This window comes from Staphylococcus sp. FSL K6-0223, assembly GCF_038008285.1.
Genome location: NZ_JBBOYX010000002.1, coordinates 1 through 15,344 on the forward strand (window position 1 = coordinate 1; position 15,344 = coordinate 15,344).

At 31.4% G+C, this 15,344-nt stretch carries 18 protein-coding genes and 1 riboswitch; of the genes, 11 read left to right on the plus strand and 7 right to left on the minus strand.

What is annotated here, in order from left to right; all coding sequences use genetic code 11:
* Nucleotides 1–618: 618 nt before the first annotated feature.
* Both menE and menC read left to right on the plus strand, forming a co-directional pair.
* Complete coding sequence (menE, locus tag MHI13_RS11115; protein ID WP_064210622.1) at nucleotides 619–2,022, plus strand: o-succinylbenzoate--CoA ligase; 1,404 nt, start codon at nucleotides 619–621, stop codon at nucleotides 2,020–2,022.
* On the plus strand, nucleotides 2,019–3,020 hold the full coding sequence (menC, locus tag MHI13_RS11120; RefSeq protein ID WP_064210623.1) for an o-succinylbenzoate synthase: 1,002 nt from the start codon (nucleotides 2,019–2,021) through the stop codon (nucleotides 3,018–3,020). Before menE ends, menC begins: the two co-directional genes overlap by 4 nt.
* On the opposite strand, the gene yidD is transcribed toward menC, so the two are convergent.
* Entirely contained in the window at nucleotides 3,017–3,265 is a 249-nt protein-coding gene (gene yidD, locus MHI13_RS11125) for a membrane protein insertion efficiency factor YidD (RefSeq protein ID WP_029625717.1), read from the minus strand. The genes menC and yidD overlap by 4 nt on opposite strands.
* 70 nt (nucleotides 3,266–3,335) lie before the next feature.
* On the opposite strand from yidD, the gene ytkD reads away from it, so the two are divergent.
* Nucleotides 3,336–3,809 carry an RNA deprotection pyrophosphohydrolase gene (ytkD, locus tag MHI13_RS11130; protein ID WP_064210624.1) on the plus strand — a complete coding sequence of 158 codons (474 nt, stop codon included), beginning with the start codon at nucleotides 3,336–3,338 and terminating at the stop codon, nucleotides 3,807–3,809.
* On the plus strand, nucleotides 3,790–4,575 hold the full coding sequence (locus MHI13_RS11135; RefSeq protein WP_064210625.1) for an alpha/beta hydrolase family protein: 786 nt from the start codon (nucleotides 3,790–3,792) through the stop codon (nucleotides 4,573–4,575). Before ytkD ends, MHI13_RS11135 begins: the two co-directional genes overlap by 20 nt.
* A gap of 77 nt (nucleotides 4,576–4,652) precedes the next feature.
* Here the strand turns inward: MHI13_RS11135 and pckA are convergent, their stop codons facing one another.
* Nucleotides 4,653–6,245, minus strand: a complete 1,593-nt coding sequence (gene pckA, locus MHI13_RS11140) for a phosphoenolpyruvate carboxykinase (ATP) (protein ID WP_002434740.1) — start codon at nucleotides 6,243–6,245, stop codon at nucleotides 4,653–4,655.
* A gap of 155 nt (nucleotides 6,246–6,400) precedes the next feature.
* Nucleotides 6,401–6,512, plus strand: a riboswitch (SAM riboswitch).
* Nucleotides 6,513–6,620: 108 nt separating this feature from the next.
* Here pckA and metK point away from each other — a divergent pair.
* The 3 genes from metK to MHI13_RS11155 all read left to right on the plus strand — a co-directional run bounded on the left by metK (nucleotide 6,621) and on the right by MHI13_RS11155 (nucleotide 9,828).
* Nucleotides 6,621–7,814, plus strand: coding sequence for a methionine adenosyltransferase (gene metK / locus MHI13_RS11145; protein WP_023350065.1), 1,194 nt, complete (start codon nucleotides 6,621–6,623; stop codon nucleotides 7,812–7,814).
* A 110-nt stretch (nucleotides 7,815–7,924) separates the two neighbouring features.
* A complete protein-coding gene (locus MHI13_RS11150) occupies nucleotides 7,925–8,833 on the plus strand; it encodes a nuclease-related domain-containing protein (RefSeq protein ID WP_002434861.1) in 909 nt (302 codons plus the stop codon).
* A 155-nt stretch (nucleotides 8,834–8,988) separates the two neighbouring features.
* Nucleotides 8,989–9,828 (plus strand): aldo/keto reductase, encoded by an 840-nt coding sequence (locus MHI13_RS11155; protein ID WP_064210626.1) that lies wholly within the window; start codon nucleotides 8,989–8,991, stop codon nucleotides 9,826–9,828.
* A gap of 78 nt (nucleotides 9,829–9,906) precedes the next feature.
* Here MHI13_RS11155 and MHI13_RS11160 read toward each other — a convergent pair whose 3' ends face one another.
* Genes MHI13_RS11160 through MHI13_RS11170 form a run of 3 tightly spaced genes read right to left on the minus strand, consistent with a single transcriptional unit; the run spans nucleotide 9,907 to nucleotide 10,985 of the window.
* Nucleotides 9,907–10,263 carry a fluoride efflux transporter FluC gene (locus MHI13_RS11160; RefSeq protein WP_047796421.1) on the minus strand — a complete coding sequence of 119 codons (357 nt, stop codon included), beginning with the start codon at nucleotides 10,261–10,263 and terminating at the stop codon, nucleotides 9,907–9,909.
* Nucleotides 10,260–10,622 (minus strand): fluoride efflux transporter CrcB, encoded by a 363-nt coding sequence (gene crcB, locus MHI13_RS11165; RefSeq protein ID WP_064210627.1) that lies wholly within the window; start codon nucleotides 10,620–10,622, stop codon nucleotides 10,260–10,262. Before crcB ends, MHI13_RS11160 begins: the two co-directional genes overlap by 4 nt.
* 54 nt (nucleotides 10,623–10,676) lie before the next feature.
* A complete protein-coding gene (locus MHI13_RS11170; RefSeq protein WP_002434733.1) occupies nucleotides 10,677–10,985 on the minus strand; it encodes a hypothetical protein in 309 nt (102 codons plus the stop codon).
* A gap of 292 nt (nucleotides 10,986–11,277) precedes the next feature.
* On the opposite strand from MHI13_RS11170, the gene MHI13_RS11175 reads away from it, so the two are divergent.
* Nucleotides 11,278–11,991 (plus strand): transaldolase, encoded by a 714-nt coding sequence (locus MHI13_RS11175; RefSeq protein ID WP_002434689.1) that lies wholly within the window; start codon nucleotides 11,278–11,280, stop codon nucleotides 11,989–11,991.
* Nucleotides 11,992–12,146: 155 nt separating this feature from the next.
* Nucleotides 12,147–12,590, plus strand: coding sequence for a hypothetical protein (locus MHI13_RS11180; RefSeq protein ID WP_340761059.1), 444 nt, complete (start codon nucleotides 12,147–12,149; stop codon nucleotides 12,588–12,590).
* Here MHI13_RS11180 and MHI13_RS11185 read toward each other — a convergent pair.
* Together MHI13_RS11185 and MHI13_RS11190 are read right to left on the minus strand one after the other, a co-directional pair.
* The gene (locus tag MHI13_RS11185; RefSeq protein WP_002434754.1) at nucleotides 12,577–13,020 is read right to left on the minus strand and encodes a competence protein ComK; all 444 of its coding nucleotides are present in this window, start codon (nucleotides 13,018–13,020) and stop codon (nucleotides 12,577–12,579) included. The genes MHI13_RS11180 and MHI13_RS11185 overlap by 14 nt on opposite strands.
* Before the next feature lie 19 nt (nucleotides 13,021–13,039).
* Nucleotides 13,040–13,510 (minus strand): sigma-70 family RNA polymerase sigma factor, encoded by a 471-nt coding sequence (locus tag MHI13_RS11190; RefSeq protein WP_002434725.1) that lies wholly within the window; start codon nucleotides 13,508–13,510, stop codon nucleotides 13,040–13,042.
* A 208-nt stretch (nucleotides 13,511–13,718) separates the two neighbouring features.
* Here MHI13_RS11190 and MHI13_RS11195 point away from each other — a divergent pair, with 208 nt between their 5' ends.
* The gene (locus tag MHI13_RS11195) at nucleotides 13,719–13,937 is read left to right on the plus strand and encodes a hypothetical protein (RefSeq protein WP_002434817.1); all 219 of its coding nucleotides are present in this window, start codon (nucleotides 13,719–13,721) and stop codon (nucleotides 13,935–13,937) included.
* Nucleotides 13,938–14,251: 314 nt separating this feature from the next.
* The gene (locus tag MHI13_RS11200; protein WP_002434844.1) at nucleotides 14,252–15,103 is read left to right on the plus strand and encodes an N-acetylglucosaminidase; all 852 of its coding nucleotides are present in this window, start codon (nucleotides 14,252–14,254) and stop codon (nucleotides 15,101–15,103) included.
* Nucleotides 15,104–15,344: the final 241 nt, after the last annotated feature.

A 15,344-nucleotide genomic window follows, 5' to 3' on the forward strand; every position in this document is an offset into this window, starting at 1 on the left:
ATCCCTCACTCTCCGTACAAACGCTTATAATGGTTTAAATCCATTATAAGCGTTAATTTTTGCATTCTTTTAAACCCTTTTGTATCAACACTTTGGATGAGTTTTGTAAAATTCTACTTCTGAATAGTTTTTATTCGTTTTAAATTTTTAGTCAAATTGTGACTATGAATATGCTAATTAAGCTTTATTATAGTCACAACATTTTCTAATTTAGTCACAAGAAAATCTCATTTAAATATTTATCTACTTCTTAATCTTCTTTGTTCTCAAATTCTTTTATTAAGAATCACTTTCTGTGGCGACAGGGAACATCATTTCTTATCTTTATTAAAATACATCATTGTTATAACAAGCGAGTAAACAAAAAGAAAAATCATTACAAACGTTACCATATATGAGTTCCTCCTTTTATCTGTATGAATTTATTTTAATTATATATTTATATATTAATTCAACATAGTAAATCTTATTTAATATTATAACATTTATAAAGGTATAATTAATATATGTTTATCTAAAATAACGTGCTAACCCCTATATATTTTCAAGCTAAAGTACTGATAATTATGCAGTGAATCGTTATAATGAGTATTGTATTTAATTTTGGAGGAATGCGTTGTGGGTTATTGGTTAAAAGAACAATCACAATTAAATAAAGATAAAATTGCAGTGGCCACTGATGAACAATCGTTAACGTTTAGTGAGTTGTATGAGAAGGCTTATGATTTGGCACGCTACATTAAGTCACTTCATAAGAAAAGAGTAGGTTTATTTATTAAAAATGATTTAGATTCGGTCATTCTTATACATGCTTGCTGGATTGCTCAAATCGAAATAGCGATGCTCAACACGCGTTTAACTGAGCAAGAAATGAGAAATCAGATGAAATCAGTTCGTGTTGATACCATATTACATACGATGCCTCTAACAATGGAGGATTTTAATTTATACAACATTGAAGGTCTTAGAAATTTAGCACCTCAACAACTCCAATTTAAACAATTCAATTTAGAAGATATTGCATCTATCATGTTCACTTCTGGAACGACAGGCCCACAGAAAGCTGTGCCACAAACGTTTCATAATCATTTAGCAAGTGCCACAGGTTGTAAACAAAGTTTAGGATTTGATCAACATACAAAGTGGCTATCAGTTTTACCTATTTATCATATTTCTGGTCTGAGCGTTATTTTAAGATCAGTCATTGAGGGATTCACGGTTCGCTTAGTTGGTAAATTTAATACTGATAAGATGCTTCATATTATTAAAGATGAAAACATGACGCATGTCTCACTTGTTCCTCAAACATTAAAATGGTTGATGGATGGTGGTCTTACACAACCATTCTCAATTGAAAAAATTCTACTTGGAGGAGCAAAACTCTCTTCTAATCTGATAGAGCAAGCACTTGCCAATCAGTTACCAATTTATAACTCTTTCGGTATGACAGAAACATGTTCGCAATTTCTAACAGCTTCACCTGAAATGTTAGCTCAAAAACATGATACAGTTGGTAAACCGAGTGATAATGTAAAAGTAAAAATTAAGAATCCTAATCAAGATGGTCATGGAGAACTTCTTATCAAAGGTGAAAATGTGATGAATGGTTACTTGTATCCTGAGAATTTGACAAATACATTTGAAGAGGGCTTTTTCAAAACTGGAGATATTGCTGAGATAGATGAAGAAGGTTTCGTAATGGTTTATGATCGTCGTAAAGATTTAATTATAAGTGGGGGAGAGAACATTTATCCATACCAAATAGAAACAGTTGCTAAACAATTTAATGAAATTTCTGATGCAGTATGTGTAGGTGTTGCTGATGATACTTGGGGACAAATTCCTGTGCTTTATTTTGTTTCTGAAAATGAAGTCAATAGAGAAGAATTGTTAAACCATTTTCAACAGAATTTAGCAAAATATAAAGTGCCTAAAGCCTTCTATCAAGTAGAGAATTTACCGTATACCTCTACAGGAAAACTGCAACGTAGCAAAGTATCATATGAAGGAAATCAATTATGATTATTAAAGCTATTCATTTATACACGTATAAACAACCTTTCAAATCTCCCATTATTACACCTAAAGTTAAACTTTATGAACGTGAAAGTTTAATTGTTGAAATTTTAACCCGAGATAATCAATCTTTTTATGGTGAGTGTAATGCGTTTACTACGAATTGGTATGATGATGAAACGATAGATATAGCAGTTCATACGCTCAATGAGTGGATACCTCAGCTTATTGACAAAGAATTTAATTCATTTAGAGAGTGGTCTGTTTATTTAGAGCAACTTGAGGAGACCCCAGCGACTCGTTCAGCTATCGTTATGGCAGTTTATCAAATGTATCATGAGTTATCATCTTTCTCAGTAACCTATGGTGCGACAATAAGTGGTTTAACAAATGAACAGTTACATAAGCTTTATGAAACACAGCCACGTCGTGTTAAACTTAAGTGGTCTTCACAACTTGTTGAAGATATCAATGCTATACATCAAAATGATATTCATTGTGATTTAGCACTTGATGCGAATGAATCGCTGAATGTTGAATCATTTTCAAAGATTAGTGAGGTTAATCAAGCGAATATCATATATATTGAAGAACCGTTTAAATCATTAGAGAATTTAAATGCAATGAATGTGAGCGAATATCCACCTATAGCTATCGATGAGAAGGCGACTTCTATCAAAGATATTGTTTCAATTATTGAAAAATTTCCTATTCAATTAGTTGTTTTAAAGCCGTATAGATTAGGTGGTATTGATAAAGTTTTAGAGGCAATAGATATTTTAAAAGAAAAAAATATTAAATTTGTAGTCGGTGGCATGTATGAATTTGGATTAAGTAGATATTTTACAGCAATGTTAGCTAAAGAGGGAGATTATCCAGGTGATGTTACACCTTCCGGATATTACTTTGAAGAAGATTTAGTGAGAGATTCAGGCATTTTAAAAGAGGGAATGATTCATTTTATTCCCCCTAAAGTACAAAAAACTAAACTAACAAAACTTTAATGTTTATGTTCTGATGTCGATTGTTTATCTTTTTTTAATGGTACTGGATCGAAGCCACCTTTATGAAATGGATGACATTTCAAAATGCGGCGTATACCTAAATAAAGCCCTTTAAATGCACCATGATATTGGATTGCTTCTCTCGTATATTCCGAACATGTTGGATAAAATCGACAAGTAGGTGGTGTCAACGGTGATATGAATCGTTGATAAAATACAACTAGCGCTAGAAAAATCTTTTTTATCATGGTATTGCGCCTCCAACAAATTATTTAATAGATTTATTTTAACATAGTAAGAGGGGATGTGTGGATTGTGGAGTTTCGTGATAAAGACAATCGAACGGTCACTTTAAATTTTAAAACGAATAAGGATACGCCTAGTGGTAATCACGTACTCACGATTCCAATATATAATCATCAACTCTTATTTACTAGACACAAAGTTCGTGGAATTGAATTCCCTGGGGGTAAAGTTGAGACCGGTGAAACACCATTAGATGCGGTTTTAAGGGAATTATATGAAGAGACAGGCGCAATTGCCGAGAAATGTATTTATATTGCGCAATATAAAGTAAACACAAATGATCATAGTACATTTCTTAAAGATGTATTTTTCATTGAAGTAAGTCATTTCATTGAAACTTCAACTTATTATGAGACAAATGGTCCATGTCTATTTGAAAATGTTTCCAACATACCTAAGGATAAGCAAAGTTTTTTAATACAAGATGCGACGATATTGAAATGTTTAGAAAGGGTGAGAGCGCTTGGATTTTACAAAAATTAAGAAAATGCCAATCGACGCTCATACGCATCATTTTGATGAAGTAACCTATAAAGTAGATGGATTAAATGTCAAAGCTTTAATGATGACACCAGTAGACCAAAATGTAATTCAACGTATAGTTATATATCTTCGCGGTGGAAAAGGGCAAGTAGGTCGTGTAAGAGCTGCAAGATTAATGCAGTTTGCAAATGAACATACGTTAGTTATAGGGCCATATTATAGAGGTAATAACGGTAGTGAAGGTAAAGATGAATTTTATCGAGGAGATTTGAATGATGTAACACAATTAATTCGACTTTTACATGATAAGTATCCCTCGGCATATATTCATATGATAGGATTCTCACGTGGTGGACTACAAGGTTTATTAACCTTTCAAGACTTACCTGTAAATAGCTTCATCATATGGGGAGGCGTCTCAGATATTCATTTAATGTATGAGGAACGTGTTGATTTAAGAGGGATGCTAAGACGAATGGTGGGCCATCCTAAAAAAGATAAAGACGCTTATGAACAAAGAAACGCGATGAAAACCATTGATTCTACCAGCCCTCCTATATTAATTGTTCATGGAGGTAAAGATAAGCAAGTTGGTATTCACCAAGCTTATGATTTAGAAGAAAAGTTGAGAGCTAAGAGGGTGTACTACGAAACGTTTTATCAACTAGATGAAGGTCATGTGCCACGGCCTCCAGCAATGAAAGAAACATTATCTAAAATTCAACAATGGATGACCAATATTGAAGAAACTAAAGATAATTTGTGATATCAAATTTTAAATCAAGATAGAGATATATTAAAAAGGGTGAGACAAACGTCTCACCCTTTATTAATTGGAAAAATTTATTTGTTGAATGCACCTTTTTCAGCAATATGTTCTACTTCTGAACCAAACTTTTTAAAGTTTTCCTCAAATTGATTAATTAAGTCTTGAGCTTGTTCATGATATTTATTAGCATCACTCCAAGCGTTCACTGGGTCTAAGATAGTCTTTGGCACATCTTTAATTTCAACTGGGATATTTAAACCAAATGTTTCATCTTTTTTATATTCAGCATCTTTTAACTTTCCTGAAATAGCTTGGTTTACCATCTGACGCGTATAGTGTAAGCTGATTCGGCGTCCTACACCATATTTTCCACCAGTCCATCCTGTATTAACTAAATAAACATCAACATCATGTTTATCGATTAATTCACCTAATAAATCAGCGTAAACAGTTGGATTTAATGGTAAGAATGGTGCTCCAAAACATGTTGAGAACGATGGTTCAGGCTCAGTTACTCCACGTTCTGTACCGGCTAACTTAGAAGTAAACCCACTTAAGAAATGATACATTGCTTGATCTTTGGTTAGTTTGGAAATAGGAGGGATCACACCAAAGGCATCAGCAGTTAAGAAAATGATTGTATTAGGATGAGCTGCTTTTGAAGGCAACACGATATTATCAATATGTTCGATAGGGTAAGCAGCACGAGTATTTTCAGTGAACTTATTGTCATCGAAGTCTACTGTACCATCCTCTTTTACGACTGTGTTCTCTAGTATAGTGCCGTATTTAATTGCATCATAAATTTGAGGTTCTTTTTCTTTAGAGAGGTTGATTGCTTTGGCATAACATCCACCTTCAATGTTAAATACACCATTTTTGTTCCAGCCATGTTCATCATCCCCAATAAGTTTTCGTTCTGGATCAGCTGAAAGGGTTGTTTTACCAGTGCCTGATAGTCCAAAGAATAAAGCGACATCACCTTTTTCACCTACATTAGCTGAACAATGCATGCTCATGATATCTTGCATTGGTAAAAGGTAATTCATTACTGAGAAAATACCTTTTTTCATTTCTCCGGCATATTCAGTGCCACCAATTAAAATGACTTTGTGCTTGAAAGAAATGATGACAAATGTTTCTGATTTAGTGCCATCTACTTCTGGATCAGCTTTAAAGTGAGGTGCTGATACAATTGTGAAATTAGGTTTGATATTTTTAGCTTCATCTTTAGATTCTGGACGAATAAACATATTGTGCGCGAATAAATTATGCCAAGCCAATTCATTAATCACAGTTAATTTTAAACGTGAATCTTTGTCGCTTCCTGCATAACCATTAAATACGTATAATTCATCTTTTTTACCTAAATAATCTAGAACTTTATTATAAAGTTTTAAAAAAGTTTCCTCATCAATAGGTTGGTTAATGTCTCCCCAATCGACATTATCTCTATAAGAAGGTTCAGTTACGATAAATTTATCTTTAGGTGAGCGTCCCGTATATTTCCCAGTGCTTGCATTCACTGCGCCTAATTCAGTTAATTTCCCTTCATTATTATCTAAAATTTTATTGTATAGCTGAGTTGTTGAGAGTTGAAACTGTGTTGATGGTTTCTCTAGTAAATTTTTTATTTTTATTGTTTCTGTGTATGTGTCTACTGACATACTCAATCCCTCCAAAGCAATAGTAGTTATGTAAGCCTTTACATTTAAATAGTATAACACATTAATTTTATTAATCCACCGTTAACATAAGCATTTAACGAAAATCATAAATTGACATTGAACCTTGAATTCGGTACTATTAATCTTAACGGATTCTCTTATCCTGAGTGGTGGAGGGACATGGACCCAATGAAACCCAGCAACCTCTTTTATGATAAAGAAAGGTGCCAAACCGTTTGCAGACATATATCGTCTGAACGATAAGAGCGAATGGACGTTTAAGGGCCTTCTCTCTATCTTGATAGTGATGAAGGCTCTTTTATTTAGCTCTCAAATAAAAGAGAATTTTCGTAATTTATATTAAAGGAGCAAAACATGACTTATAATAAACGATTATTTACTTCAGAATCAGTAACTGAAGGTCATCCCGATAAAATTGCAGATCAGGTATCTGATGCAATTCTAGACGAAATTTTAAAAGACGATCCAAATGCGCGTGTCGCATGTGAGACAACAGTAACGACTGGTATGGCGCTTATTTCTGGTGAAATTTCAACATCAACATATGTTGATATACCTAAAGTAGTGCGTGAAACAATTAAAAATATTGGTTATACAAGAGCGAAATATGGTTATGATTTCCAAACTATGGCAGTTTTAACCGCTATTGATGAACAATCTCCAGACATCGCACAAGGTGTTGATAAAGCGCTAGAATACCGTAATGAAATTTCAGAAGAAGAAATAGAAGCGACTGGTGCAGGAGATCAAGGGTTAATGTTTGGGTATGCCACTAATGAAACAGATACGTATATGCCATTACCAATTTTCTTATCACATCAACTTGCTAAACGTTTATCTGATGTGCGTAAAGATGAAATTTTAGATTATTTACGTCCTGATGGAAAAGTACAAGTAACAGTTGAATATGATGAGAACGATCAACCTAAACGTATAGATACAATTGTTGTATCTACTCAACATGCTGAAGATGTTGAATTGGAACAAATTGAAGCAGATATTAAAAAACATGTCATTTACCCTACAGTATCTGATGATTTATTAGATGCTGATACTAAATTCTTTATTAACCCTACAGGTCGTTTTGTTATCGGAGGACCACAAGGGGATGCAGGATTAACTGGACGTAAAATCATTGTTGATACTTACGGCGGTTATGCACGTCATGGTGGCGGTTGCTTCAGTGGTAAAGACCCAACTAAAGTTGATCGCTCAGCTGCTTATGCTGCACGTTATGTTGCTAAAAATATAGTAGCCGCGGAGTTAGCTGATCAATGTGAAGTGCAATTAGCCTATGCCATTGGTGTGGCTGAGCCAGTATCTATTTCAATCGATACATTTGGTACTGGTAAAGTTTCAGAAGCTAAACTAGTTGAAGCGGTTAGAAATAATTTTGACTTAAGACCAGCTGGAATCATCAAAATGTTAGATTTAAAACATCCTATTTACAAACAAACTGCTGCATACGGTCATTTTGGCCGTACTGATGTTTTACTTCCTTGGGAAAAATTAGACAAAGTTAATTTACTTAAAGATGCGGTCGAATGATAACCATAGCTTTCAAAATTAAGAGAAATAAATATTAATTAAATGTCGAAAAATTGATTTTTTTCTATTATAATGAGAGTTATTGAAATGGTTAAAGGAGCGTTGTTGTGATGAGTTTATCTTCACCGATAGTTATAGGCTTAATCGTTGCAATTATTGTGGCAATTCTTTTCTTTATTCTCTTTTTAGTAGCGAATCACAGTAAAAAGAAAATTAAAAACCAAACAGAAGCCCAATATAAAGAAAAAGAGCAACATATGAAAGAATCTCATGAAGAAGCCTTAGAAAAAGAAAGAGTTGAAAATAAAAAGGCTGTCACAAAACAAAAAGAAGATTTTGATGCGACAGTAAGCAGTAAAGATAGAGAAATTGATGCATTAAAACTATTTTCTAAAAATCATAGTGAATATGTAACAGATATGAGATTGATTGGTATTCGTGAACGTCTTGTTAATGAGAAGAGAATTCGTCCTGAAGATATGCACATTATGGCAAATATCTTCCTACCAAGTAATGAATTTAATAATATCGAACGCATCAGTCATCTTGTTTTAACTAGAACTGGTTTATATATCATTGATTCTCAACTTTTAAAAGGTCATGTGTATAATGGTATTAGTGGTGCTCAGTTCAAAGAGTTACCAACAATGTCTCAAGTATTCCAAACACTTGATTTAGATGAATCTACACCTCAAACATTAGTATTAGATCAAAATGAAGATCAACAATCTTTATCATTTGTTAATTATTCTGAGAAGATTAAACATATTCAAAATCTTGCAGGTGATTTACAAAGTGAATTAAACACTAAATATACACCAACTTCAATTTTGTATTTTAATCCTAAAAATGATGGAGATGTTACAATTTCTAATTATAATCAGGCTTCTAATGTTAAGGTTCTAGTTGGGCCTGAACAACTCGATGAATTCTTTAATAAATTTGTATTCCATGGACGTATTCAATATAACGTGGACGAGTTACAAACTATTATGGATAAAATAGAGTCTTTTAATTAATTAATACAAACGTAAGAAAATCATTTTCTTACGTTTGTATTTTTTTATTTGAACAGGGTATATAAATCTGAAGAGAGAAAATCATATTAATATTTTTACAGTTAGATTGAATCGTAATATGATAGACACTAAAGCATAGATGAGGAGTGAATATGATGGAAACAGTTCAATTTTATAATGGTAGAGAGATGCCTAAAGTAGGTTTGGGGACTTATAGAGTTGAGAATAGTGATCAATGTAAAGATGCTGTTAAACATGCTATTGAAAATGGTTATAGAAATATTGATACAGCCAAAATATATGGTAATGAAGAAATGGTTGGTCAAGGGATAAAAGAAGGACTAGCTTCTACAGGTTTACAACGTGACGATTTATTTATAACTTCTAAATTATGGTTAGAAGATTATGGTCGTAATAATGTTACACAAGCTTATGAAACAACCATTCATAAATTAGGTTTAGATTACTTGGATTTATATTTAATGCATTGGCCTGGAACAAATGAAGCAGTCATGATTGATACATGGCAGGGAATGGAAGATTTATACAAAGATAATAAAGTTAAAAACATCGGTGTAAGCAATTTTACTCCTGAAAATTTTGAAGCTTTACTCGCTCAGGTATCTATAAAACCTGTTATCAATCAAGTTGAATTTCATCCATATTTAATTCAAAAAGACTTACGTAAATATTTAGAAGCACAAAGCATCGTTATGGAATCTTGGTCTCCGTTAATGAATGCTAAAATTTTAGAAGATGAAACTATCAACGAAGTCGCAAATGAGATAGGTAAATCACCTGCACAAGTGATTATAAGATGGAATGTTCAACATGGGGTAGTTGTTATTCCTAAGTCAGTGACGCCGCATCGTATAGAAGAAAATTTAAATGTATTTGATTTTGAACTTTCTGATGCTCAGATGGAGAAAATTGATAGTTTAAATAAAGATGAAAGAATGGGACCGCATCCTGCCGAGTATAACGGGCATAAATAATAATGATTATAAAAAAGCACTCTGATACATGTATCAGAGTGCTTTTACTATGGCCTTTTTTTAAAATAGTCAACAGTATTAAAGATGAAATCCTATATAACAAGCTATAAATCCAATTAAAAATTGCAGTAGTGAATACCCTATAAAATGACCTAGTTTAAAATTGGGTGTCATGAAATGAACTAATTCATTTGTAAGTGTAGAGAAAGTAGTTAATCCGCCTAGAACTCCTGTTATAAAAAATGGTGATATCCAGTCATTTGAAATTGAAGAACCTAACGTTATCCCGACTAGAAAACTACCTAAAATATTAACTATTGAAGTTGCTATAGGAATAGCAGAATTAAATTTTTCATTACATATATTTGTTATAAACGCTCTAATTACAGCGCCCAAACCTCCACCTAACATAACAAGAAGGATAGCTAATTTCATAATTGACCTCCTATTTTAACACCTAAGTAACAGAAAATGATACCTAGGATGTAACTTGTCACTCCATATATGATAAGCATCATAAAATTGTGATGATCAAATAATTGGACGAGCTCGAATTGAAAAGTGGAGAAAGTCGTCAAGGCGCCTAAAAACCCTGTTGTTATTGCTTTTTTAACTAGAGGGTACCTTTTAAACAAGGTAATAGTCAAAGTGCCAAATAGTCCCATCAAAAATGCACCTAAAAGATTGACTAAAAAGGTGCCTAAAGGGAATCCCGAACTATCATTAAGCGTTGATAAAGCGTAACGTAGTAATGCACCCAAAGCGCCACCAATAAATATATATATGTACTGCATGGGATTAACACCTCATTAACGTTTTAACATTTTAATTTTATTTATTACATTTGATTAATTAAATATAAAACCAAATGTGTGTAGTGATGAAAGAATGTGTATCACAATAACTATAAATATAATTAAGGGTAGAAGTTTACTTGCTACTTTTATCCAATCTTTACTTTCTCTTGAATATTTAATTGATTTATCCGCAAAAATAATAGATAAAATTAAGATAATAATATTTACTATTGATGTAGCAACCATTAATTTCATAAATGAGCCTAAAATATGACTCAATAAAGAATTGTTAGTATTAAAGAAAAAACTAACAATAATCATAAGTATACTTAAGTAAAAGTATTTCTTAGAACGTGCCATACGTTGCCTCCTTGATTTACATCATTACAATATACTATCACATTTTATGAATATGAGAATAGTAAAAATAATTTGATCATTATTATAAAGATTAATATCTCTTTTTAAACAGCGATTTTAAGGCATATCATTCGCTTGTGTGAACGGTGCATGTTATAAATATCTTATAAAGTTTTAATAATAACACGTGAAAGCTATAATTCTATTATAATTATAAATATACATACATATCTTGTTTGAAAATACTTATGAATTATCGTATTGAACGTATTGAGTTAAGGAGGAACAACAAATGACGAAGTTAAATGTAGAAGTATTTGCAGATGGCGCTGATATTGAAGAAATGAAAGCTGCTTATAATAATAAGTATGTTGATGGTTTTACTACTAATCCTAGTTTAATGGCTAAAGCAGGGGTGACTGATTATAAAGCATTTGCTGAAGAAGTAGTTAAAGCAATTCCGGATGCATCTATTTCTTTTGAAGTTTTTGCGGATGATTTAGAAACTATGGAAAAGGAAGCTGAAATCCTTAAACAATATGGTGATAATGTTTTTGTAAAAATACCTATTGTAACAACAACAGGGGAATCAACGCTTCCCTTAATTAAAAAATTATCAGCTGATAATGTGAGATTAAATGTCACAGCAGTTTATACCATTGAACAAGTTAGAGATATTACAAATGCTGTTACTGAAGGCGTACCTACATATGTTTCAGTGTTTGCTGGTCGAATAGCTGACACTGGTGTAGATCCACTACCTTTAATGAAGGAATCTGTTGAAGTTACTCATAGTAAAAAAGGTGTTAAGTTACTTTGGGCAAGTTGTCGCGAAGTGATTAATGTTATTCAAGCTGATGAAATAGGTGCAGATATCATCACATGTCCAGCTGATGTGGTCAAAAAAGTTAATTCAAATTTGGGTCGTAATATTGAAGAACTTTCAATTGACACAGTTAAAGGTTTCGCTAAAGATATTCAAAGCTCAGGTCTTTCTATCTTGTAAAGCTTAATTGTAGTTAATTTATAAAAGCAATCGTTGAAGAAATAACACTTCATCGATTGCTTTTTCATTGAAGGTATTTAAGAGTGATTGCAACAGTATGATAAATAATTTATGATTTATAGTAATTATTAGATTTGAGGAGCGTACTCCAATATATGGACAAAAAGACATTTAAAGAAAAGGTTCAAAAACAATTATGGTTTTTAAATAAAAAAGAAAAAGAACAATTGAATAAAAAGCTAAGTCAGATAGATAGTGAAGATAATGTAGATTTTAATAAACCCATTCAGTTTTCTAATCGTTATCTCAAAAGTCATATATACAAGCATAAAAGTGCTACTTCAGGTAAAACCTTTATATTACTATTTAGTATTGTTGTAACATATGCTTTATTACTTGGATTATTTTTAACAGGTTTGATAACAAGTTTAACTTCAGTTTATTACTTTATTAATCCTAAAGTTGAATTATCTAGTTTATTAGTAATTATCATTTTAATAGCAGCAATCTGTATAATGATATTGAGCCTTTATTTAATTAAAATAATTACAGCATTATTTACAAAAAAATTACTAGAATTAAAATTTAATAAGCGCTAGTCTTTTCAATGATTTGAGCAAGAGTTAAACTTTCTTGCCATTTTTTGGATACCAGTGTATAGGGGATTTCAGTACGAAGTAGAGTTGTATTGTCGAAAATGATAATAGTAGAATCTACAGAAGAGTGAATTCCAATAATTTTACGTGCGTTAATAAAATATTTTATTGATGCACGTTTTTGTGTTAGTGGGAATAAAATTGTATCTCGATTGATATAGATAGGTATTAGTTTATTTATATTTAGTAATCTTTTAGCTTTTGACGATTGCACTTGTAATGAAGTGTGATTCAACTCAAGTAGATAGTGAATCATTTTCTGTGGTGTAAAGGGGACAGTGATATGATAGTCAGAGTATTGTATACGTGTTTCTGTCTCATTAGATATAGCAGTTTTTAAATAAAGTAAATGTCTCGTTGAATAAGTAGTCATGTTGTTCATTCCTTCATGGTTATTTAAGATTATTTAAACATTTTTGTTTAGTGGAGTTTTTAATTTTCTTTATAGAAGTTAGAGATAAATTCATGTGCTGGGCTATCTCATATTGTTTATAGCCTTGAATATGAAGACGCAGCCATTGCGCTTCTTGTGGTTTGAGTTGATCAGAGAAGTCTTCTAACACTAAGTTAAAATCATTGAGGAGGATAGTAGAATCATAAGAATTGTGAAAATGGGTATCAAGAGTAATTTGATTGGATCTATTATTTTCTTTCCTAAAATGGTCTATTAAATGATATTTCAATCTCGTGAAGAGGTATGTACTTATCGAGGTTGATTTTTGTTCATCGTAATTTAGAGTGAGTTGCCACATTTTAATAAGTAAGAGTTGATAAAATTCATCATAATTATAAGTGATGTGATAGTGATTTAACAAATAATGAATAATTTTATTATAGTTTTTATAAACTTCTTCAAATTCCAAAATATGCACTCCTATTTATGTACATAAATATTATTTCCGGATAAAAAGAAGATAACTTACTTTATAAAAATTATCATTTGCGTAATTTTCCAATAAGGTGTTAAATAGTAAGCATAGACTTATTAAAACTCAAATAAAAAAGCATAAAATTGACATTAAAATGATAATTCAACATAAATAAATTTGGTATGCACTAGGGGAGGTTAATATGGATTACGCACACTTAAATTTAGAGCACTTTTTCGCACGTAACGATGATTTAGACGTAATTAGAGATCGTTCTGATTTCGTCATGATAAATAATTTTACTAATGAAATGAAGTATCGTGATGGTGAAATTGAAGGGACAATTGATTTAAATCAGTATTATTATAAAAATCGTTCACAAGCGGCTAGTTTTGTTATGATGGAATATAAAAAGTCTTAATTCATATATTAAAAAATCGAGGTTGCTTATCATCTTTTAACGTTTTTTCTCATGATTAATATCCTTATTAATAGAGATTTATTGCTGGTTTTACGTTCTATTATTAGATGTAGACACTTATTTATTATCGAGTAATAAAAAATGATGAAGAAGTGAAACCTCTATTTTTATTTTTTAGTTTCATTTTTATTACTATTTATTTATGAATTTGTAACATTACCAATATAAAATTGTGAATCTGAATTAATAATGTTAAACTTTATTATCGTAATGAAACTGAATAGTTTAACAACAATGACCTAAGAGGTGTGACTATGATTAAGCACAAAAAGGGCTCTATATTAGCTATTATAGGATTGCTAATAGTATTTGTTGTTGCTGCTGTTATTTTCTTTTCAATGATTTCTGATCAAATATTCTTTAAACATGTAAAGTCAGAAAAGAAAGTAATTAAAATAGATAAAACTCTAGATAAAGCAGCAAAGAAACAAATACATAACTATACGAGTCAACAGGTATCTAATAAAAATAATGATTCATGGCGTGATGCATCAGATGCTGAAATTAAAACTGCTATGGATAGTAGTGAATTCATTGATAATGATAAACAAAAATATCAATTTTTAGATTTATCAAAATATCAAGGTATAGATAAAAACAGAATTAAACGTATTTTATTTGATAGACCAGTATTATTAGAACATACTGATGACTTTTTAAATGCAGCTAAAGCTAAACATGTTAATGAAGTTTATCTCATCTCTCATGCGCTTTTAGAGACAGGTTCAGCTAAAAGTGAATTGTCTAAAGGTGTAGAAATCGACGGCAAAAAATATTATAACTTTTATGGTGTAGGTGCCTTAGACAGTGATCCTGTTAAAACAGGTGCAGAATACGCTAAGAAACATGGTTGGGATACTCCACAGAAAGCTATATATGGTGGTGCTGATTTCATTCACAAACATTTCTTGTCTCATGAAGATCAGGACACGCTGTATAGTATGAGATGGAACCCTAAGAATCCTGGTGAACATCAATATGCAACAGATATTAAATGGGCTGAAAGTAATGCAAGCATTATTGCAGATTTCTACAAGAACATGAAGACTGAAGGTAAATACTTTAAATTATATGTATACAAAGATGATAAAGAACATCAAAAATAGAATTTAAAAAAGCATCGCTATTTTGAGAAATTTCTCGATAGCGATGCTTTTTTTGTGAGTAGTGCAAAAGTTTATAAACGGTTTAATTTAAGTTATTTTGCTTTATTTTTACTGGATAACCATGTGAACAGAATGATAAATACAATTAAAATTTTTGTTAGTAGTTTCATTATTTCACCTCGACAAAATGATTTTAGCATATCTATATAAGATTAAAAGCAATTAGTAAAGGATATGTTTA

What these genes read in the sequence shown, in the direction of transcription:
- menC (WP_064210623.1), top strand. Translation starts at nt 2,019, where the DNA reads ATGATTATTAAAGCTATTCATTTATACACGTATAAACAACCTTTCAAA.
- pckA (WP_002434740.1), bottom strand. Translation starts at nt 6,245, where the DNA reads ATGTCAGTAGACACATACACAGAAACAATAAAAATAAAAAATTTACTA.
- metK (WP_023350065.1), top strand. Translation starts at nt 6,621, where the DNA reads ATGACTTATAATAAACGATTATTTACTTCAGAATCAGTAACTGAAGGT.
- MHI13_RS11150 (WP_002434861.1), top strand. Translation starts at nt 7,925, where the DNA reads ATGAGTTTATCTTCACCGATAGTTATAGGCTTAATCGTTGCAATTATT.
- MHI13_RS11155 (WP_064210626.1), top strand. Translation starts at nt 8,989, where the DNA reads ATGGAAACAGTTCAATTTTATAATGGTAGAGAGATGCCTAAAGTAGGT.
- MHI13_RS11160 (WP_047796421.1), bottom strand. Translation starts at nt 10,263, where the DNA reads ATGAAATTAGCTATCCTTCTTGTTATGTTAGGTGGAGGTTTGGGCGCT.
- crcB (WP_064210627.1), bottom strand. Translation starts at nt 10,622, where the DNA reads ATGCAGTACATATATATATTTATTGGTGGCGCTTTGGGTGCATTACTA.
- MHI13_RS11170 (WP_002434733.1), bottom strand. Translation starts at nt 10,985, where the DNA reads ATGGCACGTTCTAAGAAATACTTTTACTTAAGTATACTTATGATTATT.
- MHI13_RS11175 (WP_002434689.1), top strand. Translation starts at nt 11,278, where the DNA reads ATGACGAAGTTAAATGTAGAAGTATTTGCAGATGGCGCTGATATTGAA.
- MHI13_RS11180 (WP_340761059.1), top strand. Translation starts at nt 12,147, where the DNA reads ATGGACAAAAAGACATTTAAAGAAAAGGTTCAAAAACAATTATGGTTT.
- MHI13_RS11185 (WP_002434754.1), bottom strand. Translation starts at nt 13,020, where the DNA reads ATGACTACTTATTCAACGAGACATTTACTTTATTTAAAAACTGCTATA.
- MHI13_RS11195 (WP_002434817.1), top strand. Translation starts at nt 13,719, where the DNA reads ATGGATTACGCACACTTAAATTTAGAGCACTTTTTCGCACGTAACGAT.
- MHI13_RS11200 (WP_002434844.1), top strand. Translation starts at nt 14,252, where the DNA reads ATGATTAAGCACAAAAAGGGCTCTATATTAGCTATTATAGGATTGCTA.